The organism is Methanosarcina soligelidi (genome assembly GCF_000744315.1).
In the GTDB taxonomy this organism is placed as follows: Archaea; Halobacteriota; Methanosarcinia; order Methanosarcinales; family Methanosarcinaceae; genus Methanosarcina; species Methanosarcina mazei.
Genome location: NZ_JQLR01000001.1, coordinates 3,473,270 through 3,492,137 on the forward strand (window position 1 = coordinate 3,473,270; position 18,868 = coordinate 3,492,137).

The following is an 18,868-nucleotide window of genomic DNA, read 5'->3' on the forward strand; positions in this document are numbered from 1 at the left end:
AGGTTTGAAGGGTAGTTTATTAAAAATTAAGCTATTAGAGGAACTCGAGGCATAGAGATACGTAATATTCCCTTGCAACCTTTTTAAGCCAATCCGGAACCAGAAAATACCTGTCAACAACAAGTTCGTTAAGATAATAAAGAGACTCTTCTGTTTTGCATTCGCTGAGCCTCTTTATAGCAGTCCTCCTGGACCATGCAGACCGTTCTTCATCAAGGGCTTCAAGATAAAGCTGGTATTCTTTGCTATCATCCATCAAAGTAAAATTATCTACCAAAGAATATAAATATTTGTATCCGGTGACAGAAGCCGTAATATCCGAAATTATATAAAAGATTTTTTTGCGCAAACTGCAGTTTAACTGCAATTGTATATTCACGAAGACAGAAAATTTATCAAATTTCTGGAAAAACGTCCATGCAATAAAATTTAAAAACTGCAGAAAAATCAAAAAAATTAGTAATTTTTAAAAAGAGGTTAATGCAAGCTAAAAAATAGTATTCGGAAAAGAAAAATAAAAAGGGAATTCCCTTTTGACAGTGATCAGCTGTCGGTAATCCCCCACCCAAATGTTCGGTCTGTGCTACAAATTAGCGAACAGAGATATAATATCAGCATAAATAAAGTTTTCGAAATTCTTCTGAAAAGCTAAAGTTATTAAGAACAGTCGTTGAAATTCAGGAAGAGCTTCCTTAAAAAAAGTACAGTACGTCTGAAAAAACAGATTACAGCTATAAAAAAGTTATTTCAGCCGGTAGGCTGTAAAAATAAAAAAAGAGAATTCCCATGCAATGATCAGTTGATGAGAATTCCTGCACAAGGTTCTTGTTTGTTTCTGTTCGCTACGCTTACTAAGTAAGTAATCATTCGTCAAAAAAGATATATATTTACCGGAATTGAAATTTCAATCCTGGTGACGTATTGGCTCTCGTTGAAATGTTTAATGTGATAGATAATTTTAAGAGCCTCATTAATTTTTTTGCAATCATAAATTATTTCTAATGATTTGATGAATAAAAGGGAAAACAGGGAAAAACTGCTGCTTTAACGAAGAATTTACCTGAAAGGAGAATTTACCTGAAAGGAGAATTTACCTGAAAGGAGAATTTACCTGAAAGGAGAATTTCTACCTCTAATAACTTTATCCAAATGCTCATGGATTTATTGTACTTATCTGTCCTAACTACTTATTTACACTTCTATATAGTTTTAAGCTTCAATCCTGCGGTTTAATTTTCTATTAACGTACACATCAGACCTTCGGAATATCCGGCATAAAATCGAGTATTTTGGGGCTCGCATGATAAGATATTCAGCATGATTACCTTGTGCTTATAGCTTTCACAGGGTCCAGCTTCGCTGCCTGCCTGGCGGGATAAATTCCTGTAATAAGGTTCAGAAGGAAAACTGCGAGAATTATAATAAGGATGTCCTGAGCCCGCACGACAATAGGGATAAAGGACATGCCAGCGTAAACATCTGCCTGCGTTGAGGGAATCTCATACTGTCCTATTGCCAGGGATATGAGAACCCCAGCAAAAGTACCTACAAGAGCTCCCAGAAGGCCAAGAATCCCGCTCTGGAGTATGAAAATTCTCTGGATACTTAAAACCGGGGCGCCCATAGCGCGGAGCATACCTATCTGGCCTGTCGCGCCTATTACTGAAAGGTTCAGGGTGCTTACCACACCAAAAGAAGCTATGACAATAATAAGCCCGTATACAACGTTATTCGATGTTCTTTCAATAGCAATCGTGCGGAGGATTGCAGGGTTTGTCTCTGTCCATCCCCTCGCATTATAACCGAGTTCTTCGATCTCCTCTGCAACTTCACGGTCCCTGTTAAAATCAGAAAGCCGTACCCAGACGCCGTTAACCACATTGGGGACATCATAGAACCGCCGGGCAGTATCAAGGGATGTATAGGTCAAAGACTCATCCAGAGGAGATCTCGTATGAAAAATCCCTACAACCCTGAGAGAGAGGGGATTTGCGTTCGGAAAAGACACAGCTATGGAATCCCCAAGGTTAACTTCGAGTTTTTCCGCCAGTTTTGAGCCTATAACAACAGTATTTCTTGAAAATTCCAGTTCCCTGAAACTGCCTTCAACAATATCTTCTTCAATAGAGCTTATTTCATTTTCCTGTGAAGGAACCACGCCCCTTAACTCGGCGTTCAGGGAATTGTCCTTGAACCTGAAAGAAGCCTGCCCTGTAAGGAAAGGGGAAACTGCGGTGACTCCCTCAATCGTACCGATCCTTTCCATGAGAGTCCCGTAAAGATAGATATAATCCTCGCCTTCCTGAGGTGAGACCGAGACATGCGGGAGTTTGTCAACGGTAGTTTTATAAAGTTCTCCTGTAAAACCCACCATTAGTGCCTGGGAAACCGTAAGTACCATTACAGCAATGGCTATAGCTCCTACCGAAAGAAGAGTCTGGAATTTTCTTGCCCGAATCTGCCTGAAGGCGATAAAGAGTTCATAATTCATGAGATTCACGGATTTTTGAGATTTATTCTAATTTTCACTGAGATTTATCCTTATTTGATTAATGCAGCTTTTTAATAAAGCCGAAAACAATGAAAAGACCTAAAATTCCGGCAGTAAACGAAAAGCCCGGAATGCCATTACCTTCATTTTCATCCGGAGTTTCACGCCCTGCGTCAGGGCTTACCTCACTTGCATTTGCCGGAGGGAGGTCAGACTCAATAATGGTTTCCCTGCGTTCGATAAGGTCCCCATCGTTGCCTGTGAGTTCGATTTCAAGCCTGTAGACTCCTTCTGTAAGCCTTTCTTTCCAGGCAACTTCAACTGTCTCGTCGTCATCAGTAAGAAGCACTGGGACTCTTTCACGGGCAGACTCTACGAGCACAGAACTGTTATGCCCTGAGCCTTCCTTCACTTTATAAACGGTGAAAACCAGGCTTCCTTCAAAAGGCACCTGGGAACGCCCAAAAACAGTTGCACTTGCCCCGGTCTCGTCCTCATAAATATCAGTAATTTCGGCATCATCCCTGGCAGTGAAGTTCTCGGTTGAGCTTATAAATCCCCGACTGGGGGAATAGACCTTGATCTTTACTCTACCAGAGTACTCTTTATTGTTTTCAAGAAGGGTGCCCCAGGAAGCAGAAAAGGTTTCCGGAACGCTTGTGAGGGATGCCTTTTCGGTTTTTGTCCTGTATACCACATCATGCCCGTCTACAAGCATGTACTCAATATCAAAAAGTGAAGCCTGCTTCGGGGAAATTACAACAGCAATCCCTTCGGAGTTGGGGACAAGATCATCTACCTGAAGCCTTAAGGCCGAGTTGCTTCCGTAGACAAAATTATATTCGGATTCCGAAAGCACCTCCCCCTGATCCAGAAGCTTTGCTTTCAGAGTATAAGCCCCTCGTTCGGCATTCCTGACATTCCAGAAGCCAGCTTTCGTAACTTTTGTGTTTGCAGGAAAACTGCCAGTTGAAAATTCCTGTGTACTGACGACCTTTTCATTTACACCTGATTTCATCAGAGACATTTCAAGGGTCAGGTTCTCTTCCTCCTGAGAGGAATAAAATGTCACATCAAAGGACTCTATATCGCTGTAAAGTTCGTCTATGCGGGCTGAGCCTGTTCCATCTACCCTGGAAGAGTCTGCTGCTGAAGCAGGAATTACTGAAAGAAGAAGTAAAACAAGTAAGAAAAGCACGGCTTTCATGATCTTTTTTCCCCGATTCGATAACAAAAAGATTGTTTTGATCTTATTTAAAAGAAATGTAGCCGGATAAATTCATTTTTTCATACGGGAAGCTGCGGATAAATCGAAAAATTATGGCGAAAAAGTGAGAGAAGTAAGGAAGTAAAGCGTAGTAAGGTAAAAAATGTACGGAAAAAATGGTAAATGAATAGTAAAATGGTAAATGAATAGTAAAATAGTAAAAAATGTGTGATAAAATGTAATTGAACTCAAAGATAAGGAGAAATATAAGAAAACAAAAATTGAAAAGGAAAAAAGGCAGAAAAATCAAAATTTCGCTAAAGTTAACTAAACAAAAGCTGCAATGAATCCGAAACTATTTATTCTTTAGTTGAAGTATAAGATGACAATTATTAAATTTAAACAAGTTTACTTGATTTATATCTGCAAAAGCAAAAATCTTACTTTGATTTTAATAAATTGTCAGTTAAAACCATTACTTGTATTTGAATTATAAAAAGCCTGTTTGCGCAGAAGGTATGGTAAAAATGGAGAAAAAAAGCCTATTGATCCTGGGAACCGCCTCTCATGTTGGAAAAAGTTCAGTCGTAACTGCCATATGCAGGATCCTGTCCAGAAGCTACAGGGTTGCTCCTTTCAAGGCTCAGAATATGAGCCTGAACTCCTGGATTACAAAGGACGGAAAGGAGATAGGGATTGCACAGGCAATTCAGGCAAAAGCCGCAGGCACTGAACCCACTGCAGATATGAACCCTGTTCTCCTGAAACCAAAAGGGGACTGCGTTTCCCAGGTAGTCCTGCTGGGCGAACCCTATGCTGACAAAAGTGCAGGCCAGTATTACGATTCCATTGAAGAGATGCACGCAGTGCTTAAAGGAGCCCTTGAAAGGCTCTGGAAAGAGCATGACATTATTGTTATGGAAGGAGCCGGAGGAGCTGCAGAAATCAACCTTTATGAGAGGGACATCGTGAATGTGGGTACTGCAAGGCTCACACAGGCCCCTATAATCCTTGTAGGAGATATTGAAAGGGGAGGCGTGTTTGCAAGCCTTTACGGCACTGTTGTCCTTCTGCCTGAAGATGTAAGGAAAAACGTCAAAGGGTTTATAATCAACAAGTTCAGGGGCGACATAGAAATCCTGAGACCCGGACTCAAGCAGCTTGAGGATAAAACCGGAATCCCTGTGCTTGGGGTCCTTCCTCATTTCAAGCTCCGCATCCCTTCCGAAGATTCGGTCTCTCTCGGAGATAAAGAGGATTCAAAGGCAGAAAAAGAAATAGAGGTTGCAGTAATCCGCTTGCCAAGGATCTCAAACTTTACGGACTTCGAACCCCTTGAGGGGCTCGTAAAAGTTAGGTATGTGGACATCAACGAAGAACTCGGAAACCCTGATGCGATCATGATCCCTGGGACGAAAAACACTGTTAATGACCTTCTTGACCTCAGAGCAAGTGGGATGGACAAAAAAATTCAGGCTTTCAAAGGAAAAGTCCCTATCTTCGGGATCTGTGGCGGTTACCAGATGCTTGGCAGGACTATCTTTGATTCCGGAGTAGAGAACGGAGTCGAAGCCGAGTTTGAAGGCCTGGGACTTCTGGACATAGGGACCAGATTCGGGGAATATAAAAAGAGAACTGTCCAGGTAACAAAAAAAGTCAATGGTTACGGCCCTATCCTGAAACCCATAGATGGTGAAGAGATAAAAGGTTATGAGATCCATATGGGAGTTACGGATTCAAACCGCACCGTTTTCGGAGACGATGGAGCTATTGATGAGAACGGTCTCGTAATCGGCACATACCTTCACGGGCTTTTTGATAACAGGAATATAAGAAATGCCCTTGTCCGGTATCTTTATGAGAAGAAGGGCCTGGAATACGAACCAGATGAGGCAATAAATGAAAACGATGCTTACGAAGAGCTCGCAAATGTGGTTGAGCGGAACGTTGACATGGAAAAGCTCTTCGAGATCGCAGGAGTCTGAAACAGACACGCAGAGAAATAAAGCATAAAAAACAGTTTTTGAGCAGGTTCTGCGGAAGTATGGGGAATAGCTGGAATAAAAAATGGAACCTAGTGTCATGACCATTTAATTATTTCACATAATACTTTGACATTTTCTCATCTGCATTCTTCCTTGTAAACTTCCATTCAATTTTCCTTTTGTGTTCATTCCTTCTCTTTGTCCATGAATCCACTTCATTTTTAAGCGTCTCGATGTCCCCGATCCTTCTTCCTGTACATTCGATATCCATGACATTGATCTCGATTTCAGCAGCATTGAGCCAGCTTGCATGTTTTGGCGTGTAATGGAACTCTATCTTGTCCAGAATCTTCTTTGCTTCCTCTTCTGAGAATGCTTCGTAGAATGACTTCTCTTTATGGATATTGAGATTATCCGTAACCAGTCTGATGACTTCTGCTTCAGAATATTCTTCTGTGACAAGAATCTTCATGAATTGTGCAAAATCCTTCATTGTTCTTCTTTTGGTTACCTGAGTTACCCTTTTTCCTGCTTTGAACTCTACCGCCATGAATATGTTTGCTGTTCCGTTTCTGACATACTCATAATCATATTTTTCTGAACTTCCAAGCTTCATAGGAATGCTCATTCTTTTATCCCTGAGCAGTTGCTTAGGCTTCTCGTCAAGACAGATAAGAGGTTTTTTAGGATCATAATCCTCTTCATACAGACTAAGAATGTCATACATCCTGTCTCTATATTCAGTATCGATAGTCTGAATACACCACATCCGTCTTAACCAAGGTTTAGTTTTGCTTTTTTCAAAATAAGCCTGACACTCTCTTTACCTATAGTTTCAAATCCTTCTTTTTTCCTAAGTTCTTCAGTAAGCAGGGAAAGAGACCATCTTTTGCTTCCATCAGGGGAACTGCTGCAGGCTAAAGCGATTACTTCTGCAACATGTTTTTCAGTGTATTTTATAGGTTGACCAGATCTCGATTTGTCAAAAAGAGCATTGGGGAGACCTTCATCAAGGTATCTTTTCCGTATATTCAAAGTGGTACTCCTGGAAATACCTAATATTTTCACGATTTCAGTGATTTCTGTTTGCTGGTTTGATAGAAGGAGAATACGGGCTCGAGTTAGTTCTCTTGCGCTTTTACGTCCTTTTCTCACAAAATCCTGAAGGAAATTTACTTCATTATCTGCAAGTTGAATCTGTAGCATGAAGGTATAAAAGTATTCAACGTTTATAATGATGACTAATAATTAAATGGTTGAGACACTAGGGTAACGTACAATGCTTGCAGAGGCTGACTTTCCTCAGGACCCGCTCAATGTATAATAATTTTTATCCTATCTATTTATTCATTGTGAATTTGTTCTCCTTAATTAAAGTAAGACTGATTGATAAGACCAGTTTATTTATCTTAAAAACCTGAATAAACACCGATTTTTATAACCCCCCTGAAAACCGGGCCGCTTTAAAACTTTTATATTCTATCAAATTGCTGCTAAGATTAAAGTCATTTTATTTCAGCGTCGGTCCTCCCCGGCTGTATTGGGTTGAGTTAAGGACAGCAAGCCAGTCGAAGTCGGTGAGACTTCGAGGAGTTAGTGAGAAATAGGTAGGGTTCTTTATGCTTCCGGAGCGGGGCTGAAGAGATGCAATCTCCGAAGCTGGAAGCCCTCTGCCTGCATGAGTTGGAATAAACCTTGCCGGCTCTGGAACAGAAGTAAGCCACGATTCAAGAGTACCGGCTTCAGGCTGACCGATTTCACTGGTATAAGAAACGCTCACGGCAGAACCAATTACCGCATAACGATCGCCAAAAATCTTATTGAGGTGAGATCCCACCGGCCACCATGCCAGCAGGTCAGCTCCAAGTTGCCATTGTGCCTTTCCTCGCTGGAGATGGTTATTGTGTGCAAAAACCAGCACTTTACCCCGGCCACGTTCACGGGACACGATGTACTCCAGATTATTCGCCATCATCGCGTCACGGATGCCGAGACCTTCAACAAGTCATCTCCCTGGCTCCAGCTTTCTCGCCAGTGCGGCATGATAGTTCAATAACTGACGCGCCACAGATGCATCAATATATATTTTGATACTGAGTATTTTATCTCTTATAAACTTGTTTTACTTATTTTACTTATCTGAGATCACTAAATTCAGGCTTTAAAAGTAAAAGTTTGCAGTATGAAAAACCGATAATTATATTAATGAGCCAGTTCAACACTTTTATTTCTCTTAAAAACGTGTCGGTTATTTTTCGGGAATTACCTATATGAAAAATCATTCAGGGATAAACAGCAGATGTTTAAATGATGCCGATTTTGGAAATAACAATTATAATATCTTTTCTTCCATCTACCCGGATAACACAAATTCAAAAAGAAAAATAGTATAAAAATTTAGATAGTGTTACTGGAAGAGAAGTTTAAGCAAAAATTTTAAAACTAATAAAGTAACATTAGTTAAAAATGCTTTTCAAAGATAATTAAAGAGAATTTCATTTATAAAAATTACTTCTATGGTCTGCATGAAAAATCAGGCAGGCATTAAAGGAGGATTCATTTTGAGATATGCTTTTCAGAGGAAAACCCTTTTTATGGTAATTCTGTTTTGTGCTGCCGCGGGAATCCTGATATTACCCGCATCTGCTGATGTTACTCACTGGGAATTATCTCCTGCCTGCCCCCGTGTAGGGGATGAAATCACAATTTCAGGAGAGGCATCCAATAATGAAATAATTGAAGTAACTATTTTACATGAAGAAATGGTCCCTGTTTCAGGTAAAGGTTACAAATATCAGATAAATAAGCTGTTCATTCCAAAAACAATATCAGGAGGTGAAAACTCCTTCAAAGTCAATGCCACCGGAGAAGACGGCGTTAAGGTCAGAGACATAAACGTAAGGGTTAAGAAATTCAGGTGGTTTACGAGACACTCAAACGCCCTGGAAGGCGAAGCCTCACTATCTCAATCAAAAATACCGTCCTGGATGAGTTATTTCGTGAAAATTGACGGAGATGTTGTAAGCAAAAAAGAAGAATCTGATAAAAACACGTGTAAAAGTAATTCGAACACCGGACAGGCAAAAAATGGACAGGTAAAACTCACATTCGAGACCTGTTACGAAGCTGCACAAGCTGACGAAAAAGGAAATTTCAAATTCAACTATGATACTGATTCGCTTCCCGCAGGCGATTATATAATTACCGTGGGAAGTATGGAACAAGAATTAACCCTGAATCCTGAAAAAGAAAAACTTACCCTTAACCCTGAAAAAGAAAAAGGATCAAAGCAAAAAATAGGCAAAATTATTTAAAAAGTCTTTCTTACAACCGATGCCTCGTGTCCAGTAAAGATTGAGAAGAAAGACCAGAAAGAAAAAAATGCGGCTCCATAGAATTCTCAGTCTATGGAGCTATAATTACTTCCTTCACCATTTCAAATTGGCAGCGGTTCGGTGAGACATCTTTTTCCGGTCAGACATCTTTTTTATCTAGAAAGCTCCACTTCATTTCCTGAAAAGCTTGCAACTGGCAGCTTCTGAGCGGAAAGTAAATAGCCGTTTTCAATGCTCGATACCCTGAACTTCATATCAGCCATTTTTCCCTGAGCCCTGATTTTTACGGTGCCTCCTTTTTTAAGCCCCAGCATGCGGGCCATTTGCAGATTAAGTTCTACAAAATCGTTGTTGTCTTCAAGTCCGTGCCACATAAAAGGGGAAAGAGAATAAACCAGTGAAGCTGAAAAAGATGCTGGGCTGGGTTCTGTACAGGTTTCCGAAAATGACCTGTAGCTTTCCTCCTGACCGGGTTTGCACTTTAAGCAGGAGGTTTCAACTTCAGGAGGTTCATCTGAGATTAAATAAGACTCAAAAGATGCCTTTAAAGCGAAATCGCCTGCTTCCTTTATCCCGAAACTCTCGTAAACCTCTTTCTGAACCGACTCGAAATCAGGCTGTTTTCCAAAAGCCTCCGCCAGGCTGGAAAGGATATCGAAACCGATAGTTGAGTTTCCACCTGCCGAAAGCAGCCTTCCTTCCGCATTGAGTACCGTACCCTGTTTGCGGTAAAATTGTTCGGATGCAATTACTATATCGGCAAGCCTGAAAAATTCTCCCTGCCTTGAAGTCTGAACGATCAGGGTGTCCAGCTTCGAAAGGGTCAGGACTGTGGCCTCCCTGTCAGGTGCAAGCTCAAGAAGATCGGATTCCAGGCAGAAGAGTGTTTTTATTTTCCCGGAATCTATGTCCTGAAGAAGTTTTTTCAGAGTGCGCTGTTTCCTGTTTGCTGCAAGCGTCTCCATCCCTGTAGAATTCACAAAGGGCTTGAGGAATAGTATTTTCGAACCTGAAGCTTCTGCAAGATCGATGACCACTTTCATATGCTCAGGGTCAGAGTAAGGGTGAATATCAGCTATGATCACGGATTTCGGGGAAGGGCACAGGGATTTTACATACTCTGCCGGCTTCAGGCAGAACTGCTTATCAGCAACAGACAGCTGCCTGGGCCCTATGCAGATAACTTCTGCTCCTTTTTCTTTTGCCCTGAGAATCCTCCTGAGAAGCAGGGGATATTGAGAATAAGGATCAACAAAGAGAGTTATCTGCCCTGCATTTTCAACTTCCTCCAGGGATATACTCCGGTTAAGTGCATTGTGCATCCTCGCCGGAAGCGACGAGTAGACGTCCATCCCGGTTTCCACATCGAGACCAAAAACGCCTGCAAGGGCTGAAAAAACTTTCTGTTCTTCATTTGTTGTATTACCCACGGAGAAGAAAGCCAGGCTTTCTGCGGGTGCAGCTTTCAAAATCCTTATCGTTTCCGAAATAGCATCTTCAAGTCCAGAGTCCTGCCCCTTTACTCTCGAAGCCTGAGGTCCGGCATAATAAAGCGGAAGTTTCAGCCCGAACCTGCAGAGTTTGCCTGCATTTACAGGTGAACTCTTACGGAAGTCCACAGACACCGACGACTCTCCGTTTTCGGAAATATTTTCCCTGATATAAAGCCCGCAGGCAAGCCCGCATCCGGGACATATGCTTGAATATACGTTTTCCGGGCACACCTTTTTCCCGTCCTTCATCTGCATGAACAGCCACCTCCTTCTTTGTCTTCATTGTCTTCGGGCTTAAGGGCAAAGAAAGGCGGAGTCCTGTCTGACATACCCGGAAGGTACCTGTATTCTTTCTGGACAGGAACAGCAAAACGCTGGTAAAGGCGTGTAAGCGGAATTTCAGCAGGGCAGACATCTTCACACTGCCCGCAGCCTATACAGGAATCCGAAAGGTGAAGGAAACGCACCATATGGAAAAGGGACATTTTGTAGCTGTCTTCAGGGGAAGAGTAAGCAGTACATTTTGAATCCTCACCGCAGGTGCAGACAGGACATACTGCCTTACAGGCTTCACAGTGGATGCAGTTTTTAAGCCCTTTCCGGAAATACTCGAAGCGCTCTTCTCCATTTTCAATAGGGGTAAATACTTCAGCTTTCCTTTTCTCGCTCATCCCGAGCATCACTCTGTTAACTTTTTCCCGGGCAGAAATTCCTCTTTCTTCAGCCTTTATAAACTCGGCAAAACCTGCTTTAACTGCTTTTTTCAAGAGTTCTGCCCCTTTTTCTGTCATAACCTCTACAAAAGTGGCTTTTCCTGCTAGCTCTCCTGGTATACCCCAGTTCCCGCATGCCAGGTCAGCATTAGTGGGGATTTTCACCTGACAGTAGCGGCAGGAGTCTCTTCTTCCGAGGTCTTCGGCTTCAAGGTCATCAATAGGGACTGCGTGTTCTTTGCCGTCTTTCGTGAAGAAAACAAGCTTTCCCTTTACAATTTCTTCTCCTGCAATCTCTTCAGGATCAAGCCTGTAGACAGTCTCAAGCATTTTCCTGACTTTTTCCGGGTGCATTGTCCCCCCGCAGTTAAGGCCTATTACGTAAGTATTCTCAGACGAGAGGACATTCCTTTTCGCCCTCTCAATAACTGCTCTTACATCACAGGGTTTTGCTGGCAGGGCTATTTTTCCGAAGCAGGTCTCTGGCTTCAGGTACCTGGCAAGGTTTACAGGCACCGAATGCATGGAGCCTGCTGATTCCAGGACTTCCTGCACGTCCGAAGTAAATACAGGATAGGCTTCGAATTCGCTGACCTTTTTCAGGACAAGCACCCTGTCCACAAATCCTGTCTCAAGGGCAGCTGCGAGCATAGCTGTTACAAGCCCTCCGGAAGCCCCGCGAGACCTGACATCTTCGGAGGCAGCCCAGCCAAGCAGTTTATCCCCTGCTTTAACATCGGAAGCATCTTTTAGTCCTGACATCTTCAGGCCACTCCTTCGGGTTTTAAAACACTGGGACCAAGCTGCCTGACCTGTTCCGTAACCATGCGGACAACCTCGGCAAACTTTTCGCCTTCAGATGCCGAGATCCAGTTGAGCTGCAGCCTTTCCTCTTCAAGGCCGAGCTCTTTTAACATTGAACGCATGAAATTGAATTTTACAAGGGTTTTTTCGTTTCCATTTATGTAGTGGCAGTCCCCGAGGTGGCAGCCCGTGATAAGCACAGCGTCCACTCCCTCAAGGAAAGCTGAAAATACATGTACAGGGTCTATCCTGCTTGAACACATTACACGGATTATGCGCATATTTGCAGGCTGCTGGAAACGCCCGATTCCGGCCCCATCTGCGCCAGCATAGGAACACCAGTTGCAGCAGAACATTACAATTTTGGGCTCCCATGCCTCAGATATTTCGTTTTTGTCAGGTTCCATTAGCGGACCTCCTCAGAATAAGTAAAGACATCTTTCACCTGGGCAAGGAGCTGGTCATTTCTGAAATGCTGCTGGTCGAGTGCCCCTGTCGGGCAGCTCATAGCACAGGCTCCACAGCCTTTGCAGAGTGCAGGGTTGACTGAAGATTTCCTTGCCATGTAAGAAATACCATGTTTTTCGAGCAAAACCTCTGTCAGGCTGATTGCCCCGTAAGGGCAAACCTTCTCACATGCTCCGCACCCCACACAGATTTCGGCGTTGACTTTTGAGATATCAGCACTAGATTCGAGGGACTCCCTTGAGAGGATAGTACATGCCCGCGAAGCTGCAGCCGCAGCCTGGGCAATACTTTCGTCTACAAGCTTGGGAGCCTGGGCTGTTCCGCAGAGGAAGACCCCCTCAGTTGCGAAGTCCACAGGTCTCAGCTTTATATGGACTTCCAGGAAAAAACCGTTTGAGTCCAGAGGGACTTTAAACATGGGAGCAACCTTCCTGTTTGAATCGGGAGCCACAAGCGGAGCACTCAACACTATAAGATCTGCCTCAATTTCCAGGTCAAAACCTGTGATCTCATCGTACACACGGACTTCATTTTCTCCTATCCAGGGCAGCCTGTTGTCGGAATAAGCTATAAACCGGATGCCTGCAGCTCTTGCTCTTGAGTAGAGTTCTTCCCATGCCCCATAGGTGCGCATTTCCCTGTACAGCACGTGTACGGCAGCAGATGGGTCCCTTTCCTTGATGCGGAGGGCATTTTTAACTGCAGTTATGCAGCAGACCCTGGAACAGTAAGGTCGTTCTTTATTCCTGCTCCCTGCACACTGGACCATTACCACGTGTTTTGCCCTGAAATCCCCTTCGAGCTCTGCTTCAAGTTCGGACTGGGTTACAACGTTTGGAAATTCTCCGTAACTGAAGTATCCTGAAGGTGAAAGCTCTTCGGCTCCGGTTGCAAGGACCGCCACTGCAAAATAAATTTCCTGTTCTTTACCTTCTCTGTCCCTTACCCTGCCTTTGAAATTTCCAACCGAGCCGCTGACATCAACAAGCTCAGAACCTGTAAGTACCTTGATAAGTGGATGAGCCCTGACTTTTTCTATGAGAGGGATAAGGATTTTCTGAGTCTTCCTGCCGTCCTGAAGGGCTGTTATATTTTTGAGAAGCCCTCCTGGTTCGGGTTCTTTTTCCACAAGCAGGACTTCAAACCCGTTTTCTGCAATCTCGAGAGCTGAATGCAAACCTGAAATCCCTCCTCCTAGCACGAGTGCATTGTGCCCGAGAGAGAGTTCCTGCTTATAAAGTGGAGTAAGGTGCCTGACTCTCGAAACCCCCATCCTTACGATATCTTTTGCTTTCTCAGTGGCTTTTTCAGGCTCCTGCTGATGGATCCAGGAGCAGTGTTCCCTTATGTTCACAAGCTCAAAGAGGTAGGGGTTCAGCCCTGCAGCTCTGCAACTCTCCTGGAAGAGGGGCTCGTGAGTCCTCGGGGTGCAGGAGGCGACAAGTACCCTGTTCAGCCCATGCTCGGCAATCATTTCCCTGATCCTTTCCTGGGCATCTTCAGAGCAGGCGTACATTTCTTCCCTTGCAACCGCTACATTTTCAAGCTTGCCTGCATAGCTGGTCACTTCAGGGACATTGACAAAGCCGCCTATGTTAGTGCCGCAGTGACAGACAACCACACCAACCTTTGATTCTCCTTCAACTGTTTTTTCTGGTGGGAACTCCTTCTTGCTCACCAGAGTCCCACGGGCAGGAGAGAGAAGAGCCCCGGCTTTTGCAGCTGCCCCACTTGCCTGAGACACGGTATCAGGGATATCTTTCGGACCCTGCACCGCTCCTGCAGCGAAAATTCCGGGCCTGTCCGTACTCATGGGGTTTTCTATTGAAGTGTTGACAAATCCGGCTCCTGTAAGCCCTACTCCTGCAAGCCTGGCAAGTTCTTTTCCTGATTCCGAAGCCCCTATGCCTATCGAAAGGACTATCATGTCGAATTCTTCATGGGCTATGCTGCCGTCCTCTTTCTCGTAAGGTATCCTCAGTCCACCCTTCAGGGGATCGGCTTCAACACAGGAAGGGCGAGAACGGATAAAACGGACTTTTTTCTCGTTTTTTGCACGCTGGTAAAACTCTTCAAAGCCTTTACCGAAAGCCCTGATGTCTATATTGAAAATTGCACATTCAATTTCCGGGTCATGTTCCTTTGCGATAACTGCCTGTTTTACGGCGTACATGCAGCATACCGAGGAACAGTGTTTTTTCTGCAATTTCTGGTTTCTTGACCCCACACATTGAATAAAAGCGATCTTTTTAGGTTCTTTTCCTTTTGAGGTCTGGAGGTGCCCGTGATAAGGTCCTGATGCATTCAAAAGCCTCTCAAACTGGAGGGAAGTTACAACGTCAGGATGCTCAGACCTGTAAGCCTCAAGCCCTTTCGGATTAAAAGCCTCAAAACCCGCAGCAAGGATTACGGCTCCTGCTTTGAGGGAAAGTTCCTTATCTTTTTGAGTGTAATCAATTGCTCCCCTTTTGCAGACCTTTGCACAGTTTCCGCATTTACCTCTCCTGAGATATATGCAGTTTTCAGGGTCAATTGTCATGATTCTGGGAACAGCCTGCGGAAAGGCGAGGTAAATAGCTTTCCTCGGGGCAAGACCTTCGTTGAACGCGTCCGGGACTTTTTTGGGGCACTTTTCAATGCAGTCCCCGCATCCGGTACATTTTGTCTCGTCCACATACCTTGCTTTTTTCCTGACTTTTACGGTAAAGTCTCCGGCAGCCCCGTTAATGGCAAGGACTTCGCTGTATGTGAGCAGTTCTATATTCGGGTGCCTGCTGGCTTCCACAAGTTTGGGAGAGAGGATGCAGGCTGCACAGTCCGAAGTCGGAAAAGTCTTGTCAAGCTGGGCCATTTTTCCACCTATAGTCGGCCCGGACTCTATAAGGTAAACTTTATACCCGCTGTTTGCAAGGTCAAGGGAAGCCTGTACTCCTGCAATCCCTCCCCCGACTACAGCTACTGCTCCGGTTATATCCGTTTTCATGCTTTCAGCTCCTGCAGATGTTTTTCAGATAATTCTGCTTCAGCACAGTATTTTTTCAATGTATTCCGGTGCTTTAAGCGCTTTTCAGCTTTTACCAGCCTTTTAGCTCTTTTTAGCTTTTTTAGCCTGTATCCGGCTTTTTCCAGCTTATCTTAAAGGCAGCCTGAAGCTCATACGGGCACTCCACCCTTTTGAGAATCTATTCCTTCACCGAGTTTTTTACCCGGGAACTTATTTTCAGCCATTTCCCCAAGCTTTGTATAGAATTCAGAATTTTGAGTGCGGTTTAAGTAAATGCCCAGTTCTTCAGGGGAATATCCGAGAGCAAGCCCGAGGAGCTGAGAGTAATGCAGTACAGGAATGCTGAACTCTTTTCCTTGAAGGCCTGCAAGCTCATACTGCCCCTGGTCAAACTGAAGGTGGCAGAAAGGACAGGCGTCCACGATACAGTCAACATCTGCTCTCTGCATGTGCTCGAGCTTTTTTTCCATAAGCCTGAGAGCCACGTCCTGTACGGCTGAGCGGGCTCCTCCCCCTGCTCCGCAGCAGGCTGTTTTGTCCTCATATTCTATGCTGCGGGCTCCTGTAGCCTCTACCAGTTCATCAAAAAAAGAAGGATTCTCCACACTTCCAAGTTTTCTTTCATGGGACGGCTTTATCAAATGGCATCCGTAGTGAACTGCAACCCTGAGGTCAAGCGGGTGAGTGATTTCGTCCCGGATTTTTACGGGGCTTACTTCCCTGAAAAGGTATTCTACTATATGCCTGACCTCAATTTTCCCGGCAAATTCCTTTCCGATTTCCGAAAGCTTTTCGTTGACTCCTGCTTTTTCGTCGTTATCTTCTTTCAGGATCCGGTTTGTGTCTGCAAGTGTGGCATAACAGCCGTTGCATACGGTAAGAAGATCAGCATCCAGGGCTTCCGAAAGGCAGAGGTTGCGGCTTGCGAGAGTGAGCCAGGTCTTTTTGTCAAAGGACTGGAATACTCCAGGGGCAGGACAGCAGGAAGCCCCTTCAAGTTCTTTAAGGGAAATCCCAAGCCGCTCCATTACGTTCCTGGTGGCGCTTTCAATGCCTGGATAGCGGTTAGGGGCGATACAACCTAAAAAGAGTGAAAGGTTACGTTCCGGGCTATCTGTACTGTTTTTCGTCATGTTTTTCAGCCTCTTATCGCAAATTCGTATTTCAGGTCGGAGAAGACTGGTCAAAACCTGCAAGCCTGTCAAACTCACAGGCTTTAATGAGCTGCCTTACTTCTTCAAGGGCTTCCGGGCAGGAGTGCACGGTTCCAGGCAGTTCATCCAGTTCCAGCTCTTTCCGCTTTTTCCTGTTCTGCTCATCAATCGGAACACCATGCCCGGTACGCATTACGTACTCAGCGATTTTTTTATGAGCTGGAAGCATGACGCCGTTCTTTACGGCAATACTTCGGAGCTTAAGTATGGTGTCCACGGTTTTTACTCCTTCTGGGCATCGTTCTTGACACCTGAAGCAGGTAGTGCAGTACCACAGGTGCTCGCTGTTGAGCACACGGTCCCGCAGCCCCATTGCAGACATGCGCAGAAGTTTTTTTATGTTGTACTCAGGCACAACATCAGTCACCGGGCAGCCTGTGGAGCAGCCCTTGCAGTTAAAACACATCAGAATTTTTTCCGCTCCGGCTTCTTCTTTGATTTCTTCGAAAAAAGCGGGGTCGGATTCTGAGGTTTTTATAGGGTGTTTCATAGGTTTATCCCTGATACTTTTCTTCGTTTTTGAATTGATAGATAATCTCAAATCTGGATAATTTTTCAGCTTGATAATTTTTCAGCTTAATAATTTTTCAGGTTTCAGGTGATTCCTCAAATGCCCATCCATTTTTGAGAGGCATTACCGAATGCGTAAATTAAATGCGTGAATCATTATATGCATGAATCTCCATTATCTGAAAAGGCAGGTTAACCGGGCTTTTTACCCCCAGGTTAACTTAAAATGCCCGTGGGGTAATAATAGAATAATATATTTAAACGTTTCGCGTATTTATCATGATAAATAATTAAAAAATATAACGGGAAAAAATATTTAACAAATGAAATATTAGCCGTTACGGACCTATTTAACGAAATTACATGAAAAAATAGATGCTGAATAAAATAGTATAGTTAGAATGAGTAAAAACTGGAAAAAGAGTGCTCCTTTTCGCATCACTCCAGAGTGCCAGAAGATAAAAAATTACAAATGCTTTGCTAACAATTAAAAAATATTGAATAGATAATAAAACCAGGAAAAAATGGAAAATAGTTTACTGGCCTCAGAACATACGGACCTGTCTGCCAAGCCCTTCACGGACAGCCCTTTCATAGACCAGGTGTGCGGTTGCTACATCCTGGATTGCAAGCCCTGTGGAATCAAATATCGTAATCTCTTCCTCACTGGTCCTTCCGGGCTTGAGACCGACCATCACTTCTCCGAGCTGGGCATGGATATCATTTTCCGAGATATAGTGTTTGGACAGGGGGACGTTCACTTCCCCGGAATGGAGAGCCTGGATCATGTCGTCGACAATAACCTTGGCACGGAGGAGAATTTCGGGGTCAAGTTCTTCTTTTCCCACTGCATCTGCGCCTATTGCATTTATATGAGTGCCTTCTTTGATCCAGCTGGCTTTTACAATTGGTTTTCTGGAAGGGGTTGTTGTGACAAGGATATCGCAGTCGCAGACCTTTTCAATGCTTTTTTCATAATGAATTTCGCAGGGCACGATATCTGCCATATCCCGGATAAACTGTTCACAGCTTTCCTTTGTCCTGGAGGTAATCCTGACAGATTCAGGCTCATAAACCTCACAAAGAGATTCAAGCTGGGTCCTTGCCTGGTTTCCTGCGCCTACAAGCCCGATTACTTTCGAGTCTTTCTTTGCAAGGTATTTTGCGGCAATTCCACCGGCTGCACCTGTCCTGATATCTGTCAGGTAGGTCCCGTCCATGATCGCTACGGGGGCTCCGGTCTCAGGGGAAATAAGAATGATCAGCGCCATTACTGTGGGCAGGTTGCGCGTGGGGTTTCCGGGGTGGACATTTACAATCTTTACGCCAGTAATGTCCTCTTCTTCAAGGTATGCAGGCATTGTACGCAGGTCGCCGTTGTAAGCAGTATAGTAAAGATAGGACTTAGGCGGCATCTGCACCTTGCCAAGCCCGTGCTGCCTGAAAGCCCTTTCAACTACCTGCATATCGGAATGCATGTCCATAACACTTTTTACTTCTTCCTGAGCCAGCCACAAAACTTCCATATTACAACCCTCAATCGGAGCCATAAAGATACCTCACATTCTGAATATAAGCTGGCTTCCGGTTGAAAACCAGACTTAAATTGAATAAACCGGAATAGAAACCGACAGACAAACAGGC

At 44.1% G+C, this 18,868-nt stretch carries 13 protein-coding genes and 1 pseudogene; 2 read left to right on the top strand and 12 right to left on the bottom strand.

Going from position 1 to position 18,868, the window contains the following annotated elements; translation table 11 throughout:
• Positions 1 to 34: 34 nt before the first annotated feature.
• The 3 genes from M886_RS14885 to M886_RS14895 all read right to left on the bottom strand — a co-directional run bounded on the left by M886_RS14885 (position 35) and on the right by M886_RS14895 (position 3,698).
• Positions 35 to 256 (bottom strand): hypothetical protein, encoded by a 222-nt coding sequence (locus M886_RS14885; RefSeq protein WP_015410855.1) that lies wholly within the window; start codon positions 254 to 256, stop codon positions 35 to 37.
• Positions 257 to 1,321: 1,065 nt separating this feature from the next.
• On the bottom strand, positions 1,322 to 2,491 hold the full coding sequence (locus M886_RS14890; RefSeq protein WP_048036614.1) for an ABC transporter permease: 1,170 nt from the start codon (positions 2,489 to 2,491) through the stop codon (positions 1,322 to 1,324).
• 58 nt (positions 2,492 to 2,549) lie between these two features.
• Complete coding sequence (locus M886_RS14895; protein ID WP_015410857.1) at positions 2,550 to 3,698, bottom strand: hypothetical protein; 1,149 nt, start codon at positions 3,696 to 3,698, stop codon at positions 2,550 to 2,552.
• Between the two features lie 527 nt (positions 3,699 to 4,225).
• Between M886_RS14895 and M886_RS14900 the strand changes: the two genes are divergently transcribed.
• Positions 4,226 to 5,683, top strand: a complete 1,458-nt coding sequence (locus tag M886_RS14900) for a cobyric acid synthase (RefSeq protein ID WP_048051767.1) — start codon at positions 4,226 to 4,228, stop codon at positions 5,681 to 5,683.
• 109 nt (positions 5,684 to 5,792) lie between these two features.
• On the opposite strand, the pseudogene M886_RS18090 reads toward M886_RS14900, so the two are convergent.
• Positions 5,793 to 6,889: pseudogene (locus M886_RS18090) on the bottom strand (IS630 family transposase).
• A gap of 304 nt (positions 6,890 to 7,193) precedes the next feature.
• The gene (locus M886_RS14915; protein ID WP_268745886.1) at positions 7,194 to 7,670 is read right to left on the bottom strand and encodes an erythromycin esterase family protein; all 477 of its coding nucleotides are present in this window, start codon (positions 7,668 to 7,670) and stop codon (positions 7,194 to 7,196) included.
• Between the two features lie 607 nt (positions 7,671 to 8,277).
• Between M886_RS14915 and M886_RS14920 the strand changes: the two genes are divergently transcribed.
• Positions 8,278 to 8,997, top strand: a complete 720-nt coding sequence (locus M886_RS14920; RefSeq protein ID WP_152558048.1) for a hypothetical protein — start codon at positions 8,278 to 8,280, stop codon at positions 8,995 to 8,997.
• Positions 8,998 to 9,170: 173 nt separating this feature from the next.
• On the opposite strand, the gene M886_RS14925 is transcribed toward M886_RS14920, so the two are convergent.
• From M886_RS14925 to ala, 7 genes are all read right to left on the bottom strand, one after another.
• Positions 9,171 to 10,766: a hypothetical protein gene (locus tag M886_RS14925; protein WP_048051415.1), complete on the bottom strand. Its 1,596-nt coding sequence runs from the start codon at positions 10,764 to 10,766 to the stop codon at positions 9,171 to 9,173.
• On the bottom strand, positions 10,757 to 11,986 hold the full coding sequence (locus M886_RS14930; RefSeq protein WP_048051416.1) for a Coenzyme F420 hydrogenase/dehydrogenase, beta subunit C-terminal domain: 1,230 nt from the start codon (positions 11,984 to 11,986) through the stop codon (positions 10,757 to 10,759). The genes M886_RS14925 and M886_RS14930 overlap by 10 nt, the downstream gene beginning before the upstream one ends.
• A gap of 2 nt (positions 11,987 to 11,988) precedes the next feature.
• Positions 11,989 to 12,435, bottom strand: a complete 447-nt coding sequence (locus M886_RS14935; protein WP_200880725.1) for a hydrogenase iron-sulfur subunit — start codon at positions 12,433 to 12,435, stop codon at positions 11,989 to 11,991.
• Positions 12,435 to 15,479 carry a CoB--CoM heterodisulfide reductase iron-sulfur subunit A family protein gene (locus M886_RS14940; RefSeq protein WP_048051417.1) on the bottom strand — a complete coding sequence of 1,015 codons (3,045 nt, stop codon included), beginning with the start codon at positions 15,477 to 15,479 and terminating at the stop codon, positions 12,435 to 12,437. Before M886_RS14940 ends, M886_RS14935 begins: the two co-directional genes overlap by 1 nt.
• 170 nt (positions 15,480 to 15,649) lie before the next feature.
• Positions 15,650 to 16,633: a CoB--CoM heterodisulfide reductase subunit B gene (hdrB, locus tag M886_RS14945; RefSeq protein ID WP_048036481.1), complete on the bottom strand. Its 984-nt coding sequence runs from the start codon at positions 16,631 to 16,633 to the stop codon at positions 15,650 to 15,652.
• A 31-nt stretch (positions 16,634 to 16,664) separates the two neighbouring features.
• A complete protein-coding gene (hdrC, locus tag M886_RS14950; RefSeq protein ID WP_048051418.1) occupies positions 16,665 to 17,204 on the bottom strand; it encodes a CoB--CoM heterodisulfide reductase subunit C in 540 nt (179 codons plus the stop codon).
• Between the two features lie 565 nt (positions 17,205 to 17,769).
• Complete coding sequence (gene ala / locus M886_RS14955; RefSeq protein ID WP_048051419.1) at positions 17,770 to 18,750, bottom strand: alanine dehydrogenase; 981 nt, start codon at positions 18,748 to 18,750, stop codon at positions 17,770 to 17,772.
• Positions 18,751 to 18,868: the final 118 nt, after the last annotated feature.